The following is a 16019-nucleotide window of genomic DNA, read 5'->3' as shown; positions in this document are numbered from 1 at the left end:
GCCACGACGGGCCACAGCGACCACGTCATCACGAAACTCCTGCGGGTAAGGCTTGGGCACGACGACATCCTTCCAAGTGAGGCCGAAGCCTCACACGTCAGGTGTCAACCAAACCCTGGGCAGACCCGACAATGTCGTGAACGGCCCTGTTGAGTTGCCGGTCGCCGCCGCGGTTGAGCCTGTGGCGTGTGGTCCTGCCGCTGCTGGCAGGCAGCGGGCTGATGCCGGCGAGTGCAGCGTAGGCTGCTTCGTCGCGGCACCGCCCAGCGTGGGACCAGGACACGATCGCTTGTGCTCCGCTGACCGGTCCAACACCGGGTTTGTCCAGTAATAGTGGGGAAAACGTGGTCACCAGCTCGGTCAGCTGCTGCTTGTTCTCGGTCAGCTCGCGACTGGCGTTGTGAATGGAGAGCGCAAGTCGACGGGTTTCGGCGCGTCGCACCGCATGCTCGGTGGTGTCGCCGTTCTTGCCGCGACGGCGGGCGATTGTGGTCAGTCGGTTGTCGGTGAGGGTGCCGCGAGCGAGATCGCGGTCGGTTTCATCTCCGGCGAGCAGCAGTGCGCGTAGCCGGTTGATCTGACGGGTCCGAGCGGTGGTGATCTCACGGCGTGCGCTGAGCAGGATCCGCAGGGCTTCGCGGTCGCCGTCAGCGCGAGGGGTGGGCAGCCGGTCTGCGGACAGTCGCAGTACTTGCAGCGCGGCGAGGTGGGCGTCGATCGGGTCGGACTTGCCTCGTCGCCGGTCGCGACGACGGGGCGCTCGACCTCGACGACCGCGATTCCCGCGGCCTGCACGGCTCGTGCCAGACCGATGCCGTAGCTGCGGGTGCCTTCCAGACCCACGACCAGTCGTGGTCCGGGTGCGTGTTCGGCGATCCAGGCCAAGGACGAAGTGAAGCCGGGTTCGTCGTTTCCGACAGCGAGGGTCGCTATCGTCGCTCCGGTCGGTGTGATCACCTCGAGCGTGTGCGCGTCGCGATGTGTGTCGCCACCGATGATGGCGTCGACCAGTTCTGCGAGCATGGCCATGTGGCCTCGAAACTCCTTCCGGTAACGGGGTCATGAGTCGACACCGGCCTGGATGGAGTCACCAAACGGCATATTTGTGAGGGGTCACGTACTCACGTGCGGACAGGCTTCTGATCAGGCCAGCTGGTGGGCCGGGCCGGTGTCGACGCCCGAGACGACAGGTCCTTGGCAGAGCACGCCGAAGCGGCCAGATCTTGGAAGAGTCAGTCCCGGGCGTCGGCACCGATCCTTGCAGCGATCCATCCAGAACCGCCGGATTACACACTCACAGATCTTGGACGGTTTTCGGTGGGTTTCCCATGCCGCAGTCGCGGTGAGGTGATTTCGGTGTGTCTCGGCGGGGGTGCGGTAGCCGAGGCTGCTGTGGAGTCGTTTCCGGTCGTAGAAGACTTCGATGTAGTCGGCGACGGCGAAACGTGCGCGAGCCCGAGTCGGGACATTTCTCGGTGATACATCTCCTTGGTACACCCCGAATAACTGAGCGTCGCTCTCCGTATCATGGAGGCGGTGGTGTGGTCCGAGTGAAGAGAACCGGTGTCGACTACGCTCGACAGTAGAGTCGGCACCGTACGGGCGTCAGCTGGTGACTGATCGTGATCGCGTTCGCAGGACGCGTGGCTGGCGCAGAACTTTTCGACTCGGTGCGCTGGCCGAGACCGCACGCCGCCGCTCGGATCCGAAAATCCCCGTGCCGTGCGGCTACCCGAGGTGCAGATGCACGCCACAGAGCTGGCCGCCCCGGCCAGCGCACTTCCGGCTACATTGCCTGCCGAGGACAACGCAGTGTGACACGGTCATTGAAACGTCTGAGTGCGGTGATCTCCGCACGGGTGGGTTCGTCGATGACTTCGTCGATGACGAAGCCCGCCAGCGCGGAGTCACCGGCCGCTCCTACCCGATTCGGATCAGCTTCTTATTGACGAACTCGTCGATCCCGTAGCGGCCGAGTTCGCGTCCGAAACCAGAGCGCTTGACTCCCCCGAAGGGCAGTTCGGCTCCCTCGACGCCGACCGCGTTGACGAATACCATCCCGGCCTCGATCTGATCGGCAATGCGGCGGGCCTGGTCTGCATCGGTTGTGTAGACATAGGAACCGAGCCCGAAGGGAGTGTCATTGGCCAGTTCGACGGCTTCGTCCTCGCCGCTGACTCGGTAGACGGCTGCGACCGGTCCGAACAGCTCTTCTCGGAAGTCGACGGGTAGATCGCTGAGGACGCCGGGTGGGAAGTAGGCTCCGTTGCGTTCTCCTTGTGTCACGAGTTTGGCGCCAGTGGCTACGGCTCGCTGTACTTGCTCGTCCAGGCGCTCAGCTGCCGCCACTGATGAGAGCGGAGCGAGGTGGTCGGCCTGCTGCAAGACTTTCGCGGTGAACTTTTCGAGGAATTCGCCGTAGATGCTGTTGTCGATGATGAAGCGTTTGGCCGCGTTGCATGCTTGACCCGTGTTCTCGAAACGGCCTGCGACGGCGGCATCGACGGTGGTATCGAGGTCGTCCGAACTGAGCACGATGAACGGGTCAGAGCCACCGAGTTCGAGGACGACCTTTTTGAGATGCCGGCCCGCTATTTCGGCGACGGCCGATCCAGCGCGTTCCGAGCCGGTGACGGAAACGCCTTGTACACGTGGGTCAGCGATGATGCCGGCGACTTGTTCGTTGGTGGCGTAGATGTTGACGTAAGCGCCATCGGAGTATCCCGCGTCGTTGAAGATCTGCTGCAGTGCGGCCGCCGATTCCGGACACTGGGGTGCGTGCTTCAGCAAGATTGTGTTTCCAAGCGTCAGGTTGGGTCCGACGAAGCGGGCAACCTGGTAGCTGGGGTAGTTCCAGGGCATGATGCCCAGGAGCACGCCCACCGAGAAGCGGCGGACCAGCGCGCTACCAGTCCCGGTAAGCAGAGAGATGGGCTCGTCTGCCAAGAACCTCTCGGCATTGTCGGCGTAGTATTTATAGATCGCCGCGCTGAATTCGATCTCGCCGATGCACTCCTCGAAGGGCTTGCCCATCTCGCGCTGGATGATCTGTGCCAGCTTGTCCTTGCGCTCGGTGTGCAGCTGGGACACGCGACGGATCAACGCGGCACGTTCGGTCACCGTGGTGGCACGTCCCCACTCCCGGTGTGTTCGTGAGGCTGCGGCGAGTGCGTTCCTGACCTGCTCATCGGTAGCCGTCGGATACTTTTCGATCACCTGACCCGTCGATGGATCAGTCACTGCGTACACAGTCATGAAGCCTTCTCTCTGCGCGACAGCACGCCTTCGGCCAATTCACGTGCGCTTGCGGATCTACGGCTGCGGCCAGCTTCCGATACGCCGCGTGGGCGCCTGGTGGTCTGACCCATCCGTGCGATGGCGTGGAGTGGCTTGCTCACCGGCGCGGCTTGCCTTCGGCGGGTCACGATGAGGCGTACTCGTCGTTGCTGGCGCCCGGTGTGGGCCCCTCGATCGCCATGACCATGACCAACACGCAACCGAGCGATCAGCAAGCCCGGTGCCCATAATTTGTGACAGTGCCATATAAGCATCCCTCGCGCTGAGTGTCCAGAGGCCCGACTGGGGCGCGAAGAGTTGCCAGTGGGCGCTGGGGCCTCAGGGCGCTATCGCGACAGGGGGTGCTGCTGGTACGCGGCGCATGGTCCGCTCGCCGGACGATATGCAATGTTTCCATCCAGATGAACGCATCCTGGCTAGAGAAACAGTCATACAGTTGCTGATTGACAAGAGTTTTAATCAGACCTAAGGTCTCGCGGTAACTGAGCTGAGAGGGCGGTCACATGGATTCACCTGCATCAGATGGGCTCGGCGCCGACGCCCCCAGTCGACGCTCCAGCAACCGATGTACCCGAAGTGGGGTAGCTCGCCGTGCGCGAGGTCCTGTCCGAGCGACATGTCACCAAGTTGCTGAAACTCCCAGGTTCCGCCATCGGCGAAGCAGGTTCCTGCCTGCGAACACGTCGAGGTTGTGGGGGCACGACGCCTTGTCGCTTACGGGTTTCTGGTGGTTCGGCCTGTCTTGTGTCGGGTGCGTACCCGAGAGCGGCCGCGTTCTGCTCGGTGAAGCGACGTTCTGCTGCTCGCGGGGCATTCAGCGTGGCCCGCCTTATGTTGCGCAGTCGAACCCCATGGCCTGCAGGAACATCCGCAGCGTTGACTCCAGCGTATCGGCGCTGTAGGTGTCCGGGTCCAGTGTGGCGGCGATGCCGAGGCCATCTACATATACGGTGATTTGCCTCGTCAGGGTCTCTGCGGGGAGCGGCGTGGAGACGCGGGCCGCTTCAAAGCACTCGTGAACATGGTCGAGGACTGCGGAATGGTAGTGGCTGTGTTCGCCGAGGACGGCCTTGGCCAGCGAGGGATCGTCGGCGACGCGTCCCATGAATCCCAGCCAAATTCGCAGATCCAATGACGCGTCCTTGTCGATTGGCAGGGCGCGCACGAGTAGGCCGACGAGGCGCTCGACGGGATCGGGCTGTTCTTTGGCGGTGGGAGCGCGTTCGAGTTCGCGCGTCAGTGCTAGGCGATAGGCAAAGAGCAGCAGGTCATCGCGGTTCTTGAAGTAGTGCGCGATCATCCCGTACGTCCAACCGCATTCGGCGGCGACGGCCCTGACGGAAGCGGCGTTGATTCCATCTCGTTGGACGACGGTCCACACCGCTTCAGCGACCTCGATACGTCGAGACTCGTGATCGACGATCTTTGGCATGATCCTCGCCCTTCCTCTGGTGTCCTCGTTGCGCGTCCGGAGATATCGGGTCGTAGACCCTGGCCTCAGTACCAAGGCCGGAACTCACACGAGACCGGCCGAATCCGAAGTGTTCCCTTCCTCTTCGGTGGATGACCTGTAGCGGTCAATGATGACTGTCTACCTACTCGAACGGGTTGATCTCTTGTCGGAAATCACTTCCCATCATGACCCCGAGCCGACCCGCCTGAAGGCTGGCGCCATTGGAGTACCCGGCGTCGCATTCATGGTGCTCTCGGCTGCGGCTCCACTGTCCCTGCTGGTCGGCTACGGCCCACTCGGGATCCTAGTCGGCGGTGCCGGAGCGCCCGCTGGATACCTGCTCGCAGGTGCTGTGTTGACGTTGTTCGCGGTGGGGTTCAGTGCCATGGCGCGGCGGCTGAGTCAGGCCGGCACCTTCTACGCCTACATCGAGCGCGGCTTCGGCCGCAGGGTGGGTCGCGGAGCCGCCGCAGGTGCGTTGTTCGCCTATTTCGTGGTTCAAGTCGGTGGTGTCGGTGTCTTCGTGGCCGCCGCAGGCTCGTCAATGGAGCACTTCTTAGGTGTCAGCGTGCACTGGATGGTTCCTGCTGTGGCGGTAATCGTCACGGTGTGGGCGATCGGGAGGCGCGGCATCGACGTGGGGGCCAAGATCCTTGGGGTCCTGCTCATTCTCGAGGCCGCGATCTTGCTGGTGCTTGCCGTCGCGATCGTCGTGCGGGGTGGCGGGCCCGAAGGGCTTTCGGTTGAATCGTTCGCCCCGTCGAACGTCTTCTCACCTGGGATGGCGGCCGCCTCAGTGGTGTGGTTCGGAGCCTTCATGGGCATTGAATCGACCGCGATCTACCGCAAAGAAGCGCGCAATCCCATGAAGACGGTTCCACGCGCGACCTTCCTGTCGATCGGTCTTCTGATTGCCTTCTACACCTTCGTTAGCTGGGCACTGATCCAAGCGTTCGGCACGACTGGAGCGATCGTCGCGGCCGAGCAGCACCCAGAGGAAATGATGTACATCGCCGCCGAGGAGTTCATGGGCGGCTGGGCTGCGAACGCGCTACGGCTGTTGATGATCGCCAGCACCCTGACCAGCGGCCTCGCCTTCTACAATGCCATCAACCGTTACGCGCACTCACTTGCACTCGACGGGGTATTCCCCCAGAGGATGGCGCGAGTGCATCCGGTCCACCGCTCACCCAACTTCGGAACTACTCAAAGTCTGATCACCTTGGTGATCGTCGCGTGTTTCGCAGGCGCGCAACTAGACCCGTACGGTCAGATGACCGTGTGGACCTCAACCCCGGGCGTAATCGGCATCGTCACTCTGCTCGCCGCGACCGCAGCTGCTGCCGCAGTGTATTTCTGGGGTCCGCATGCGTACCCCTCCCGGCGTCGGGGCCTTCTGATCACCACCTCAGCGTTGGCCGCTGCACTACTGGTGGGGGTCGTCTACCAGATGATCGAAAACGTAGCCCTGATGACGGGTACCGATAGTCCATGGACCAACATCCCGTGTTCGTTGGCCCCGTTCGTCGTCATCGCCGCAGCTGCGGTCGCAGCGTGGAAGACACGTGCGAAAGGTAGCGCGGACACTGAGTCTGACGTTTCTTCCGCTGCTCCGTACGAGAGCGAGGCAAGGCCGGCAGTGGAGTGAGCAGGGCAGCTCGCCGTGCTTGGTTTTTATGTCGCTGTCATATAACGTGGGGTTGCCGCCGTCCCCCGTCTCGCTCTGATCGACTGAGAAGGACTGATCATGCCGACCACACTTCCACCATGCACTGGTCTCGGACTGCCTCGGGAGGCCTACGTCTCCGAGAAGGTCTTCGACGCGGAACTGAAGAGGTTCTTCTACACGACCTGGTTGTACGCCGGTCACGAGTCGCAGGTGCGCGAGCCCGGCCAGTTCATCCGATTTGCTCTCGGCGATGCCGATGTCATCATCATTCGGGGCCGTGACGGCGTGCTGCGGGGCCTGCACAACACCTGCCGACACCGAGGCGCCCAGCTGCTAGGCGACAGCAGCGGGACGTGTCGGCGCGCGATCGTCTGTTCGTACCACGCTTGGTCCTACGACTTCGACGGCAAACTTAAGGGTGCGCCGAAGATGGGCTCGGACTTCGACCCGACCGTGCACCGCCTGCGACAGGCCGAGGTCGAGGTATGGAACGGCGTGGTGTTCGTCCACGTTGGCGGTGGAAATCCGGCACCCGTGGCCGAACAACTGGCCGGGGTGCAATTCGCCAACACCGACATCGCCCGCTCCAAGATCGCGAAAGTGGTTGACTTCGAGCTGACGACCAACTGGAAAGCCAGCTGGGAGAACGCGCTCGAGTGCTACCACTGCGCGGTGAACCATCCCGAGCTGGGCCGGATCTTCGACGTCGACGCCGATGGTGAAGATGGGCAGGGCTTCCCGGGCGGTCCGGAGTACATCTTCATCGAGAACACGTTGCGCCCGGGTTCGGTCTCGGTTACCCCGTCCGGACAGATCGAATCCAAGCGCCCCTACAAATGTGACCCCGAGGCTGGAATCGAACGTGGGTTCCTGCAGTGGCATCGCAGCGCCTTCGAGATGATCGCAAGCCCTGATCACGTGGCTCTGATGACCTACAAACCCTTGTCGCCGAGCAAGTCTATCGTGACCCAGACCTTCCTCGTCCCCGAAGAGGCTCAGCCCGGCGCCGAATTCGATCCCGACGAGCTGTTCGACATGCACATTGTGACTCGGCAACAGGACAATGCTTTGTGCGAGCAAATCTATGCCGGGTTGCGCAACATCGCCTACAGTCCAGGTCCGTTTAATGGCTCACTGGAACAGGAGAACTTCCGGTTCTTGTCGACTTACCGCTCGGTGATGGGCGACATCATCGCCGACTGAGTGGATGTTCTGGCGGTTCAAACCATCGTTCGTTTGCCCGTCCCGGGCCGGCGCGGCGGAACCTCAAATCTCCGCGCTGGCCCGGGAGCCGACTCGTGCTGGGCGGTCGTCGGCGATCTGCAGCGCTGCCCAGAGGTTCAGGCGAGTGGTGAGGTACATACCGATCTCGTCGGCGACGACATGCGCCCGCCCGTGATGACGGATGAATGAGATGGCGATTCGGTTCAGTTCGGCGCGGCCGGTTGGGGTGCCGTCCAGACGTCCGAGGAAATCCTCCGCACAGCCGCAGTCGTCGCGGAGGGAACCAATGGCCCCACCACTCCCGAAGCCGACGAGGTGGGCTCCCGGCTCGCGAACCGCGTGACCGCAGTGTGGCAAATCGTGCGCGAATTCGTGGCCGAACGCCACGGTTCGCTGCAAAAGGCCGCCACCACCGCGCTCGCCGTTGAACGCGTGGCATTGCCTAACCAGCTGCGCGGGCTCTCCCTGTGACGAACTCGCCGCTGTCACCAATCCGACCCGACAGGAGTTGAACATCGTGCCGACAAGCTCGCCGCCCCGCTCGCTGCTGGCGGTTCCAGCGGACAATCCGAGGTTGTTGAGTTCCGCCTTACGCAGGCCGGCCGACGCGCTCATGCCCGACCTGGAGGATGCCGTCGCACCGGCCGCGAAGGAACACGCGCGGGCGGAAGTCGTGCGCTTTCTGACCGATCCGGCCACCGTGGACACTACGCTGCTGGTGCGTGTCAACGATCCGGCGAGTGAAGCCGGTCGTCTGGACCTGGCAGCGCTTGCTCCGAACGCCGGTCGACTAGCCGGAGTGGTCGTTCCGAAGAGCAGCCGCCAGTCGGTGGCCGCGGTACGCGAAATTCTGAACGTACCGGTTCTCGCACTGATCGAGACCGCTGTCGGAGTCGAGGAAGCCTACGGCATCGCACGGCAGGACCACGTGGTCGGTGTGCTGTTCGGGTCCGTGGATTACACGGCCGAACTCGCCTCTCGGGGCGGACTGCACGTTAGCGAGCTCGGCTGGGCGAAGAGCCGTGTCGTCAACGCTGCGGCGGCCGGGGGAGTGTGGGCTGTGGCAGGACCGCGGACGGTTCTCGATGACGAGCCGGGGCTGCGGGGTGAGGCCGAGACGGACCGATCCCTGGGCTTCGCGGGCAAGCTGTGCGTTCACCCAGGGCAGCTTGCGGTCGTGAACGCGGCGTTCGCGCCATCGAGCGAGCAGCGGGCGTGGGCCCGGCGGGTGTTCGACGCTCTTGAATCGGATGGTGCCGCCGGTGTGCTCCGCGTCGACGGTCAGATGATCGACCGGCCCCTGATCGAACAAGCACGTAGCGTCCTCAGCGGGCCCCGGGCGGTGGTCGCATGAGCCTCGATGGCCCCTTCGCCGACGACTTCACGCTCGGCGTTTCACTGCCGGCCGCCCCGTCGATCACCATCGACTCCGGACTCGCGGCCGGCTACCAGGCAATCACCGGAGATCCACTCCGGTTGCCGCTGAGTGCTGTGGACTCCACCGCGGTGACCGGAGGCGATGCCAGGCTTGCCAATCCCGGCTTGGTGCTGCAAGTCGCGATCGGGCAGTCCACTGTGGCGACGCGACGGGTCATCGCGAACCTGTTCTACCGCGACGTGGCGCTGCACCGGCAGGTGCACATCGGCGACACCATCACGACGACGGTGACCCCTGTCGCGGTCAAACTCACCCGGCCGGGCTCTCGGGCGCGACGGGCGAAGGTCCTGCTGCGGATTGAGACCGTCGATCAGCAGCAGCGGCTGGTGGCTCGGTTCGAGCGGCTGGCGCTGTTGCCGTGCCGTGATCCCGACGGCGTTGACGAGCGTGGCGAGATCGGTGGGCCGACGCTCGATCGTCCGCTGGACGACTACCTGCCATTCGTGCCTTCCGACTGGAAGCTCGGTGTCTTCCCCGGCCACTACACCGGAATCGGTGACAGTGTGGCCGATCCACTGGCCGATACTGTCAGCGGCGCTCTTGAACTTGTGCGGTTGACGCAGAACCAGGCGGCCGCCCACCGCGACCCGACCCGCGGTCAGGACGGCAGTCGCCTGGTCTACGGCGGGCACGCCATCGGTCTTGCGCAAGCCTCGCTGGCGCGGACCGCTCGTGGTGTTGCCACCGTCGTCGGCTGGCGATCTTGCGATCATCTCGCGCCGGTCTTCGAAGGGGATGTCCTCGACTTTCACGTGAAGGAACTCGATCGGGTCCAGCTCGATGACGCGGCGGCGCTCGTCGGGTTCCGGGTCGTGGCGGCCGCGCGAGACCGCACCGAGGTCCTGGACTGGCGGCCGGTGGCCCTGGTCAACACCGACAGCAACACTTCGGGAGCAACATCATGAGTGGTCTTGGCCTTCTGCGGGGAGTCCGCGTCGTCTCGCTCGAGCAGTACATCTCGGGCCCCTACTGCACCTCGATCCTCGCTGACGCGGGTGCCGAAGTCATCAAGGTGGAACGCCCCGGGGCCGGCGACCCGCGTCGCACCTACGACCCCCGGCTGGGGCCGGAGGACGACTACGTCAGCGGCGGTTTCGCCTCCTACAACCGTGGGAAACGGTCTTTGGAGCTGGACCTGCGCCAGGAAGACGACGTCACCACGCTGCGCCATCTGCTGGCCGAGGCGGACGTCTTCGTCTGCAACAACCGCCCCGGCTCGCTGGAACGACTCGGGCTCGGCGTCCCGGCTTTGTGCGAGCAATTCCCGCACCTGGTCATCTGCGAGATCTCGGGTTTCGGCACGACGGGCGGACCCTACGCCGACCGGCCGGCCTTCGACTCCGTGATCCAGGCGATGAGCGGAATGAGCAGCCTGATCGGTGCGAGCGCAGACAGTCCGCCCGATCTCGCGCCCATGGGCACCATGGACCTGCTCTCGGGCATCTACGCCACGCTGGGCATTCTGGCTGCGCTCGTCCAGCGCAACCGCACCGGCCAGGGCACGCACGTCGACGCCGCCATGTACGACATCGGTGCCGCGTTCCTCGAACGCCCGCTCACCCTCCACGAATTCACCGGTGAGGTGCCCACGCGCGGGATCGACCGGTTCAGCCCGGTGGGTGCCTTCCGAGCGGGAGACGGTGGCTGGATCTCCATCGTCATCCCGACCGACGACATGTGGCGCCGATGCTGCGCGGCCATGGGCAGGCCGGAACTGGAGACAGACCCGCAGCTCGACACGGTGCTCAAGCGAGCTGAACGCATGAAGGATCTCGTCGTGCCCGCGTTGGAGAGCTGGGCCGCCGGTATGACTCGCGACGAGACTGTGGCCAAGCTGCAGGCTGCGGGTCAGCCCGCCGGTGCCGTGCAGACCATCGACGAGGTGCGCCATTGCCCGCAGCTGGCGCACCGAGGCTTGTTTATACCCATGGCCGACGAGCGCCTGCGACGTGAGGACGGCAGCCATCCGGCGCTGCCGCACTTGCCGCTGCTGTTCGACGGCCAGTCCGCCGAACCCGGTCTCGTACCGCGACTGGGGTCCGGCAACGAGCTGCGCTCCACCACCGGAAGCGATGTGACGCCGTGAGCACCCCGACAGACCTCTACATCGACGGCCGCTGGGTCCCTGGCTCCACCGGGCGGCGGTTCGACGTCGAGAACCCTGCCACACGGACCGTGCTCGCCACCGTCGCCGACGGCGAGATCGCCGACGGTAGGGCGGCGGCTCACGCCGCGGAGCGCGCCGCCGACGACTGGCGCGAGACCGCACCGCGCGAGCGAGCCGAGCTCCTGCGCGCGATGTACGCCGAGACCATTGCGCGCACCGAGGAGATCGCGGCGCTCATCGTGGCCGAGAACGGCAAGCCGATGGCCGACGCCCGTGCCGAGGTGGCTTACGCAGCCGAGTTCTTCCGCTGGTACAGCGAGGAAGCGGTCCGGCTTCCCGGTTTCCTGTCCAGCTCGCCCAGTGGAGCGCGGCGGATCATGGAGATCTCGCAGCCGGTCGGCGTATCGCTGCTGCTGACGCCGTGGAACCTCCCGGCAGCCATGATCACCCGCAAGATCGCACCCGCGCTGGCGGCCGGCTGCACCACGATCGTCAAGCCCTCATGGCAGACCCCGCTGACCGCCTTGGTCATCGCCGAGATCGCCGACGACGTCGGTGTTCCGGCTGGTGTGATCAACGTCGTGCCGACCACTCGCGACGTCGACGTCGTCGGCGACCTGATCGCCGAGGGGCCGGTGCGTGCGTTGTCGTTCACCGGATCGACGCGGGTGGGAAGCCAGTTGCTGGCTCAGGCCAGCAACCGCGTGCTCAAGTGCTCGATGGAGCTGGGCGGCAACGCGCCGTTCATTGTGTTCGACGACGCCGATCTCGACGCGGCCGTCGAAGGTGCCGTCGTGGCGAAGATGAGGCACAACGCCGAGGCCTGCACGGCGGCGAACCGGTTCATCATCCACCGCTCGGTGCACGACGAGTTTGTGTCCCGGCTCTCCGACGCGCTGTCGGGTATGAAGGTCGGCTCGGGAACCGACGCGGACGTCGAGGTCGGCCCGATGGCCAGTGGCTCCGCGCTCGAATCGGTCCGTAAGGCCGTCTCGGCCGCCGTTGCCGATGGTGCACGCTCGGTGATGTGCGGTGAGCAGGTCGATGATGGGTACTACGTCGCACCGAGCCTGCTCGTCGACGTCGCTCCGGATGCCGCTGTTTTGCAGCACGAGATGTTCGCCCCGGTGGCACCTGTGGTGCCCTTCGACACCGAACCCGAGGCTCTGACGATCGCCAACAACACCGACATGGGATTGGCGTCGTATGTGTACAGCGGGGACCTGGCGCGCGCACTCCGCGTCGCCGAGCGCATCGACGCCGGTATGACTGGAATCAACACAGGTGTGCTGTCGGATCCTGCTGCTCCTTTCGGCGGCACCAAGCACAGCGGTATCGGGCGTGAGGGCGGCCGTCACGGCATCACCGAATTCCTCGAGACGAAGTACATCGCGGTGACCTGGTGACCGCGCCGATGACCAAGAACGGAGAGAACATGACCCAGCGCCGCCTGCTCAAGACCGCCATCCCCGGTCCGAAATCGCTCGCGCTCGCCGCACGGCGGCAAGCCGCGGTCGGACGCGGAGTCGCCTCGGCGCTCCCGATCTACGCCGCCTCGGCTTCCGGGGCGGTGGTCACCGACGTCGACGGGAACCAGCTGATCGACCTCGCCGCCGGTATCGGTGTCACCACTGTGGGCGTGTCCGCACCGCGCGTGGTGGACGCCGTCCGAGACCAGGCCGCAGCGGCCACGCACACCTGCTTCATGGTCTCGCCCTACGAGCCCTACATCGAGATCTGCGAGCGGCTCAACAGGCTCACTCCGGGTGATCACCCGAAGACCACGGTGCTGTTCAACTCCGGTTCCGAGGCCGTGGAGAACGCCGTCAAGGTCGCCCGTGTGGCCACCGGGCGGCAGGCCGTCGTGGTTCTCGACAACGCCTACCACGGACGCACCAACCTCACCCTGGCCATGACCGCGCGGTCGGCGCCGTTCAAGCAGGGATTCGGTCCCTACGCTCCGGAGATCTACCGCGTGCCCGCGTCCAACCCACTGCGCGACGGGCTCGACGGTCCGGCGGCGGCAGCCCGCACGGTCGAGGCGATCACCACGCTCGTGGGCGCTGGCCAGGTGGCCGCCATCGTCGCCGAGCCCATCGCGGGAGAGGGCGGCTTCATCGTGCCCGCTGCCGGTTTCCTCGCCGAACTGGCCACTTTTGCCCGCGACAACGGCATCCTGCTGATCGCCGACGAGGTCCAAAGCGGAATCGGCCGCACCGGGCAGTGGTTCGCGATCGAGCACGAAGATGTTGTGCCTGACATTGTGGCCATCGCCAAGGGGGTTGCCGGCGGCCTGCCACTGTCAGCGATCACCGGACGCAAGGACGTCATGGACAAGGTGGGACCCGGTGGGCTGGGAGGGACCTACGGCGGCAACCCAGTTGCTTGCGCCGCGGCTATCGCGGCGCTCGAGACGGTCGAGGCCGAGGGCCTACTCGAACGGGCACGTTGGATCGAGACCGTGGTGCGGGAATGCCTGGAGCCGTTGGTGGCGGCCTACCCGAGTGTGGCCGAGGTTCGTGGCCGCGGCGCAATGGTCGCCGTGGAGCTGGTCGATGAGGACGGTGCTCCCGCCACCGATCTGTGCGCGCGGGTGATCGCCCGTTGCCACGCTGAAGGCGTGATCGTCATGAACTCGGGTCCGCACCGCAACGTCGTGCGCCTCCTGCCTGCGCTGGTCATCGAGGAGGACCTGTTGCGCGACGGACTCGAGGTTCTCGCGAAGGCCATCGTCGCGGAGGCGACCGCCACACGGTAAGCGCGCTAGGACCGGACGTTCTCGCACGTCAGCTAGAGAAGAGCCCTGCGGTCCGGCCGGGAAGCCCGGCCGGACCGCTTTTCGTTGTGCACACCTTGTTGTGAGGAACACTCGAGCCCCCACTGCCGGATGACTAAAAGGCGCGTAAAACTTGCTTCTAGTGGTGAAATCGCTTGACTGAATGGGATTGTATGACTTAAACTCTCTTCATTGGCTCGTGACTGCAGGGTGGAGGCACTGATCAATGGCGAACAGCAGACGCGTGGTGATCACGGGTGGAGCTTCGGGTATCGGTGCCGCGACGGTGGCGCGGTTCGCCGAGTCCGGCGACGAGGTGGTCGTGGTGGATCGCGTTCGCGGCGACGCCGGCCACCGGTGGATCGAGTGCGACCTCACCTCGGGGGAGGCCATCGCGCGTGCTGCGGCTGACATCGGGGACGGCGTCGACGTGCTGTGCAACATCGCGGGTGTCGCCGGAACCGCGCCGGTCAAAACGATCGTCGGTGTCAACTTCCTCGGGCTGCGTGCCTTGACCGATCTCCTGGTCCCGGGCATGACGCCGGGCGGCAGCGTCGTGAACCTCGCCAGCACGGCTGGCTGGAACTGGCGCATTGCGCTGCCCGCCGTGTCGGAGTTGATCGCGACACCGGACTACCGCAGTGGCCTCGACTGGGCACAGAAGAACCTCGCCAGCGGCTACGACGCCTACGAGCGCAGCAAGCAGGCCGTCATCGTGTGGACCAACGTGGCTTCCCAGCGTCACCTCGGCCACGTTCGGGTCAACAGCGTCAGCCCGGGTCCCATCGAGACGCCGCTGCTGGCCGAGTTCTACGAATCCATGGGGCATGCCGAACTCGATCCGCTCACCGAACGTGCCGGCGGCCGCAACGGCACGCCTGTGGAGATCGCGAATGTGGTTGCTTTCCTCACGAGCCAGGACGCCTCCTGGATCAACGGAACAGACATCGTCACCGACGGCGGCGCGGAAATGGCCGTTTCCCTAGCGGAGCGGGGAGTCTTGCGCACGCCGGATGGCGCCGCGATGGGAGATCCGCGATGACCGCGCCCGAGAAAGCAGCAGCTGTGCAGAACACGACCCACCCCATGTCCGTCACCGCCCGACGTGAACTCAGCGACGGCGTTGTCGAGCTGGAACTGACCCACGTTGACGGCCACACCATCGAGTGGGAGCCCGGCGCGCATCTCGACGTGGTGTTGTCCTCCGGGCTCGTTCGGCAGTACTCGATCTGCGGTGGCGAGGGCCACCGCGGTGTCGTCCGGATCGCCGTTCTGCGCGAGGAAGAAGGCCGAGGCGGTTCCCGGGAGGTGCACGAAAACCTGCACCCCGGAACCGAGATCGGGATTCGTGGCCCTCGCAACCACTTCCGCCTCGTCGAGGCCGACCGTTACCTGTTCATCGCCGGCGGCATCGGCATCACGCCGATCCTGGCGATGATCGACCAGGTGACTCGCCAGCGCCTACCGTGGACGTTGCTCTACGGAGGACGTAACCGCAGATCCATGGCTTATGTGGACGAGTTGACACGTTTCCGGGGCAGTGCTGCCTCGTCTGCTGAAGTCATCGTTGTGCCAGAGGACGAAGAGGGTAGGCCGGATCTGCGTACCGCACTCACCGACCTGGAGGCGTCGACCGCGGTCTACGCATGCGGGCCGGAACCACTGCTGGTCGCGCTCGAGGAACTGGCTGAGGAACTGCTCGAGCCGGGACAGCTGCACCTGGAACGCTTCGGTGCGGCCCAAAGCGCGGTCGACACGACCGGCGACGGCGGCCTGGACTCCTTCGAAGTCGAGCTCGCCTCCACCGGTGAGGTGCTTCAGGTCGGTCCTGATGACCGCCTCATCGACGTCGTCCGCACGGTCGAGCCGCAGGTACCGTTCTCATGCGAGGAGGGCTACTGCGGTTCGTGCGAGACCGGTGTCCTCAAGGGGCTTCCGTGCCACCGCGACCAAGTGCTCAGCGACGAGGAACGCGAGCAGAACGACACCATGATGATCTGTGTCGGACGCTCCCGGACTGAACGCCTCACGCTCGACCTGTGACCTATCCGGAGC

At 65.1% G+C, this 16019-nt stretch carries 13 protein-coding genes and 2 pseudogenes; 9 read left to right on the top strand and 6 right to left on the bottom strand.

Going from position 1 to position 16019, the window contains the following annotated elements:
• Positions 1-97: 97 nt before the first annotated feature.
• The 5 genes and pseudogenes from E1181_RS31530 to E1181_RS20835 form a co-directional block, all read right to left on the bottom strand.
• Complete coding sequence (locus E1181_RS31530) at positions 98-442, bottom strand: transposase (protein ID WP_165944694.1); 345 nt, start codon at positions 440-442, stop codon at positions 98-100.
• A gap of 171 nt (positions 443-613) precedes the next feature.
• A pseudogene (locus E1181_RS32955) lies at positions 614-697 on the bottom strand (hypothetical protein); the annotation flags it as partial.
• Positions 698-768: 71 nt separating this feature from the next.
• A pseudogene (locus E1181_RS32950) lies at positions 769-1023 on the bottom strand (IS110 family transposase); the annotation flags it as partial.
• A gap of 897 nt (positions 1024-1920) precedes the next feature.
• Entirely contained in the window at positions 1921-3255 is a 1335-nt protein-coding gene (locus tag E1181_RS20840) for an NAD-dependent succinate-semialdehyde dehydrogenase (RefSeq protein ID WP_132677317.1), read from the bottom strand.
• 871 nt (positions 3256-4126) lie between these two features.
• Complete coding sequence (locus E1181_RS20835) at positions 4127-4729, bottom strand: TetR/AcrR family transcriptional regulator (protein WP_132677315.1); 603 nt, start codon at positions 4727-4729, stop codon at positions 4127-4129.
• Between the two features lie 148 nt (positions 4730-4877).
• On the opposite strand from E1181_RS20835, the gene E1181_RS20830 reads away from it, so the two are divergent.
• Positions 4878-6398, top strand: coding sequence for an APC family permease (locus E1181_RS20830; RefSeq protein WP_132677313.1), 1521 nt, complete (start codon positions 4878-4880; stop codon positions 6396-6398).
• A gap of 99 nt (positions 6399-6497) precedes the next feature.
• Positions 6498-7622 carry an aromatic ring-hydroxylating oxygenase subunit alpha gene (locus E1181_RS20825; protein ID WP_132677311.1) on the top strand — a complete coding sequence of 375 codons (1125 nt, stop codon included), beginning with the start codon at positions 6498-6500 and terminating at the stop codon, positions 7620-7622.
• Positions 7623-7685: 63 nt separating this feature from the next.
• On the opposite strand, the gene E1181_RS31520 is transcribed toward E1181_RS20825, so the two are convergent.
• Positions 7686-8258: a hypothetical protein gene (locus E1181_RS31520; protein ID WP_165944697.1), complete on the bottom strand. Its 573-nt coding sequence runs from the start codon at positions 8256-8258 to the stop codon at positions 7686-7688.
• On the opposite strand from E1181_RS31520, the gene E1181_RS20815 reads away from it, so the two are divergent.
• The 7 genes from E1181_RS20815 to E1181_RS20785 all read left to right on the top strand — a co-directional run bounded on the left by E1181_RS20815 (position 8161) and on the right by E1181_RS20785 (position 16007).
• Positions 8161-8997, top strand: coding sequence for an HpcH/HpaI aldolase/citrate lyase family protein (locus E1181_RS20815; RefSeq protein ID WP_235876918.1), 837 nt, complete (start codon positions 8161-8163; stop codon positions 8995-8997). The genes E1181_RS31520 and E1181_RS20815 overlap by 98 nt on opposite strands.
• Entirely contained in the window at positions 8994-9986 is a 993-nt protein-coding gene (locus tag E1181_RS20810; protein WP_132677305.1) for a hotdog family protein, read from the top strand. The genes E1181_RS20815 and E1181_RS20810 overlap by 4 nt, the downstream gene beginning before the upstream one ends.
• Positions 9983-11167, top strand: coding sequence for a CaiB/BaiF CoA transferase family protein (locus E1181_RS20805; protein WP_132677303.1), 1185 nt, complete (start codon positions 9983-9985; stop codon positions 11165-11167). Before E1181_RS20810 ends, E1181_RS20805 begins: the two co-directional genes overlap by 4 nt.
• Positions 11164-12594 (top strand): NAD-dependent succinate-semialdehyde dehydrogenase, encoded by a 1431-nt coding sequence (locus E1181_RS20800; RefSeq protein WP_132677301.1) that lies wholly within the window; start codon positions 11164-11166, stop codon positions 12592-12594. The genes E1181_RS20805 and E1181_RS20800 overlap by 4 nt, the downstream gene beginning before the upstream one ends.
• A complete protein-coding gene (gabT, locus tag E1181_RS20795) occupies positions 12591-13946 on the top strand; it encodes a 4-aminobutyrate--2-oxoglutarate transaminase (RefSeq protein ID WP_408010300.1) in 1356 nt (451 codons plus the stop codon). The genes E1181_RS20800 and gabT overlap by 4 nt, the downstream gene beginning before the upstream one ends.
• A gap of 244 nt (positions 13947-14190) precedes the next feature.
• Positions 14191-15006 (top strand): coniferyl-alcohol dehydrogenase, encoded by an 816-nt coding sequence (locus E1181_RS20790; protein WP_132677299.1) that lies wholly within the window; start codon positions 14191-14193, stop codon positions 15004-15006.
• Entirely contained in the window at positions 15003-16007 is a 1005-nt protein-coding gene (locus E1181_RS20785; protein WP_132677297.1) for a PDR/VanB family oxidoreductase, read from the top strand. Before E1181_RS20790 ends, E1181_RS20785 begins: the two co-directional genes overlap by 4 nt.
• Positions 16008-16019 lie beyond the last annotated feature (12 nt).

Source organism: Saccharopolyspora terrae (assembly GCF_004348435.1).
GTDB classification, from domain to species: Bacteria; Actinomycetota; Actinomycetes; order Mycobacteriales; family Pseudonocardiaceae; genus Saccharopolyspora; species Saccharopolyspora endophytica.
The sequence above is the reverse complement of the archived record's forward strand: the minus strand, read 5'-3'. Positions and strand labels throughout refer to the sequence as shown.

Coding starts and splice junctions, on each gene's coding strand:
- E1181_RS20840 (WP_132677317.1), bottom strand. CDS start 3,255: ATGACTGTGTACGCAGTGACTGATCCATCGACGGGTCAGGTGATCGAA.
- E1181_RS20835 (WP_132677315.1), bottom strand. CDS start 4,729: ATGCCAAAGATCGTCGATCACGAGTCTCGACGTATCGAGGTCGCTGAA.
- E1181_RS20830 (WP_132677313.1), top strand. CDS start 4,878: ATGATGACTGTCTACCTACTCGAACGGGTTGATCTCTTGTCGGAAATC.
- E1181_RS20825 (WP_132677311.1), top strand. CDS start 6,498: ATGCCGACCACACTTCCACCATGCACTGGTCTCGGACTGCCTCGGGAG.
- E1181_RS31520 (WP_165944697.1), bottom strand. CDS start 8,258: ATGAGCGCGTCGGCCGGCCTGCGTAAGGCGGAACTCAACAACCTCGGA.
- E1181_RS20810 (WP_132677305.1), top strand. CDS start 8,994: ATGAGCCTCGATGGCCCCTTCGCCGACGACTTCACGCTCGGCGTTTCA.
- E1181_RS20805 (WP_132677303.1), top strand. CDS start 9,983: ATGAGTGGTCTTGGCCTTCTGCGGGGAGTCCGCGTCGTCTCGCTCGAG.
- E1181_RS20790 (WP_132677299.1), top strand. CDS start 14,191: ATGGCGAACAGCAGACGCGTGGTGATCACGGGTGGAGCTTCGGGTATC.
- E1181_RS20785 (WP_132677297.1), top strand. CDS start 15,003: ATGACCGCGCCCGAGAAAGCAGCAGCTGTGCAGAACACGACCCACCCC.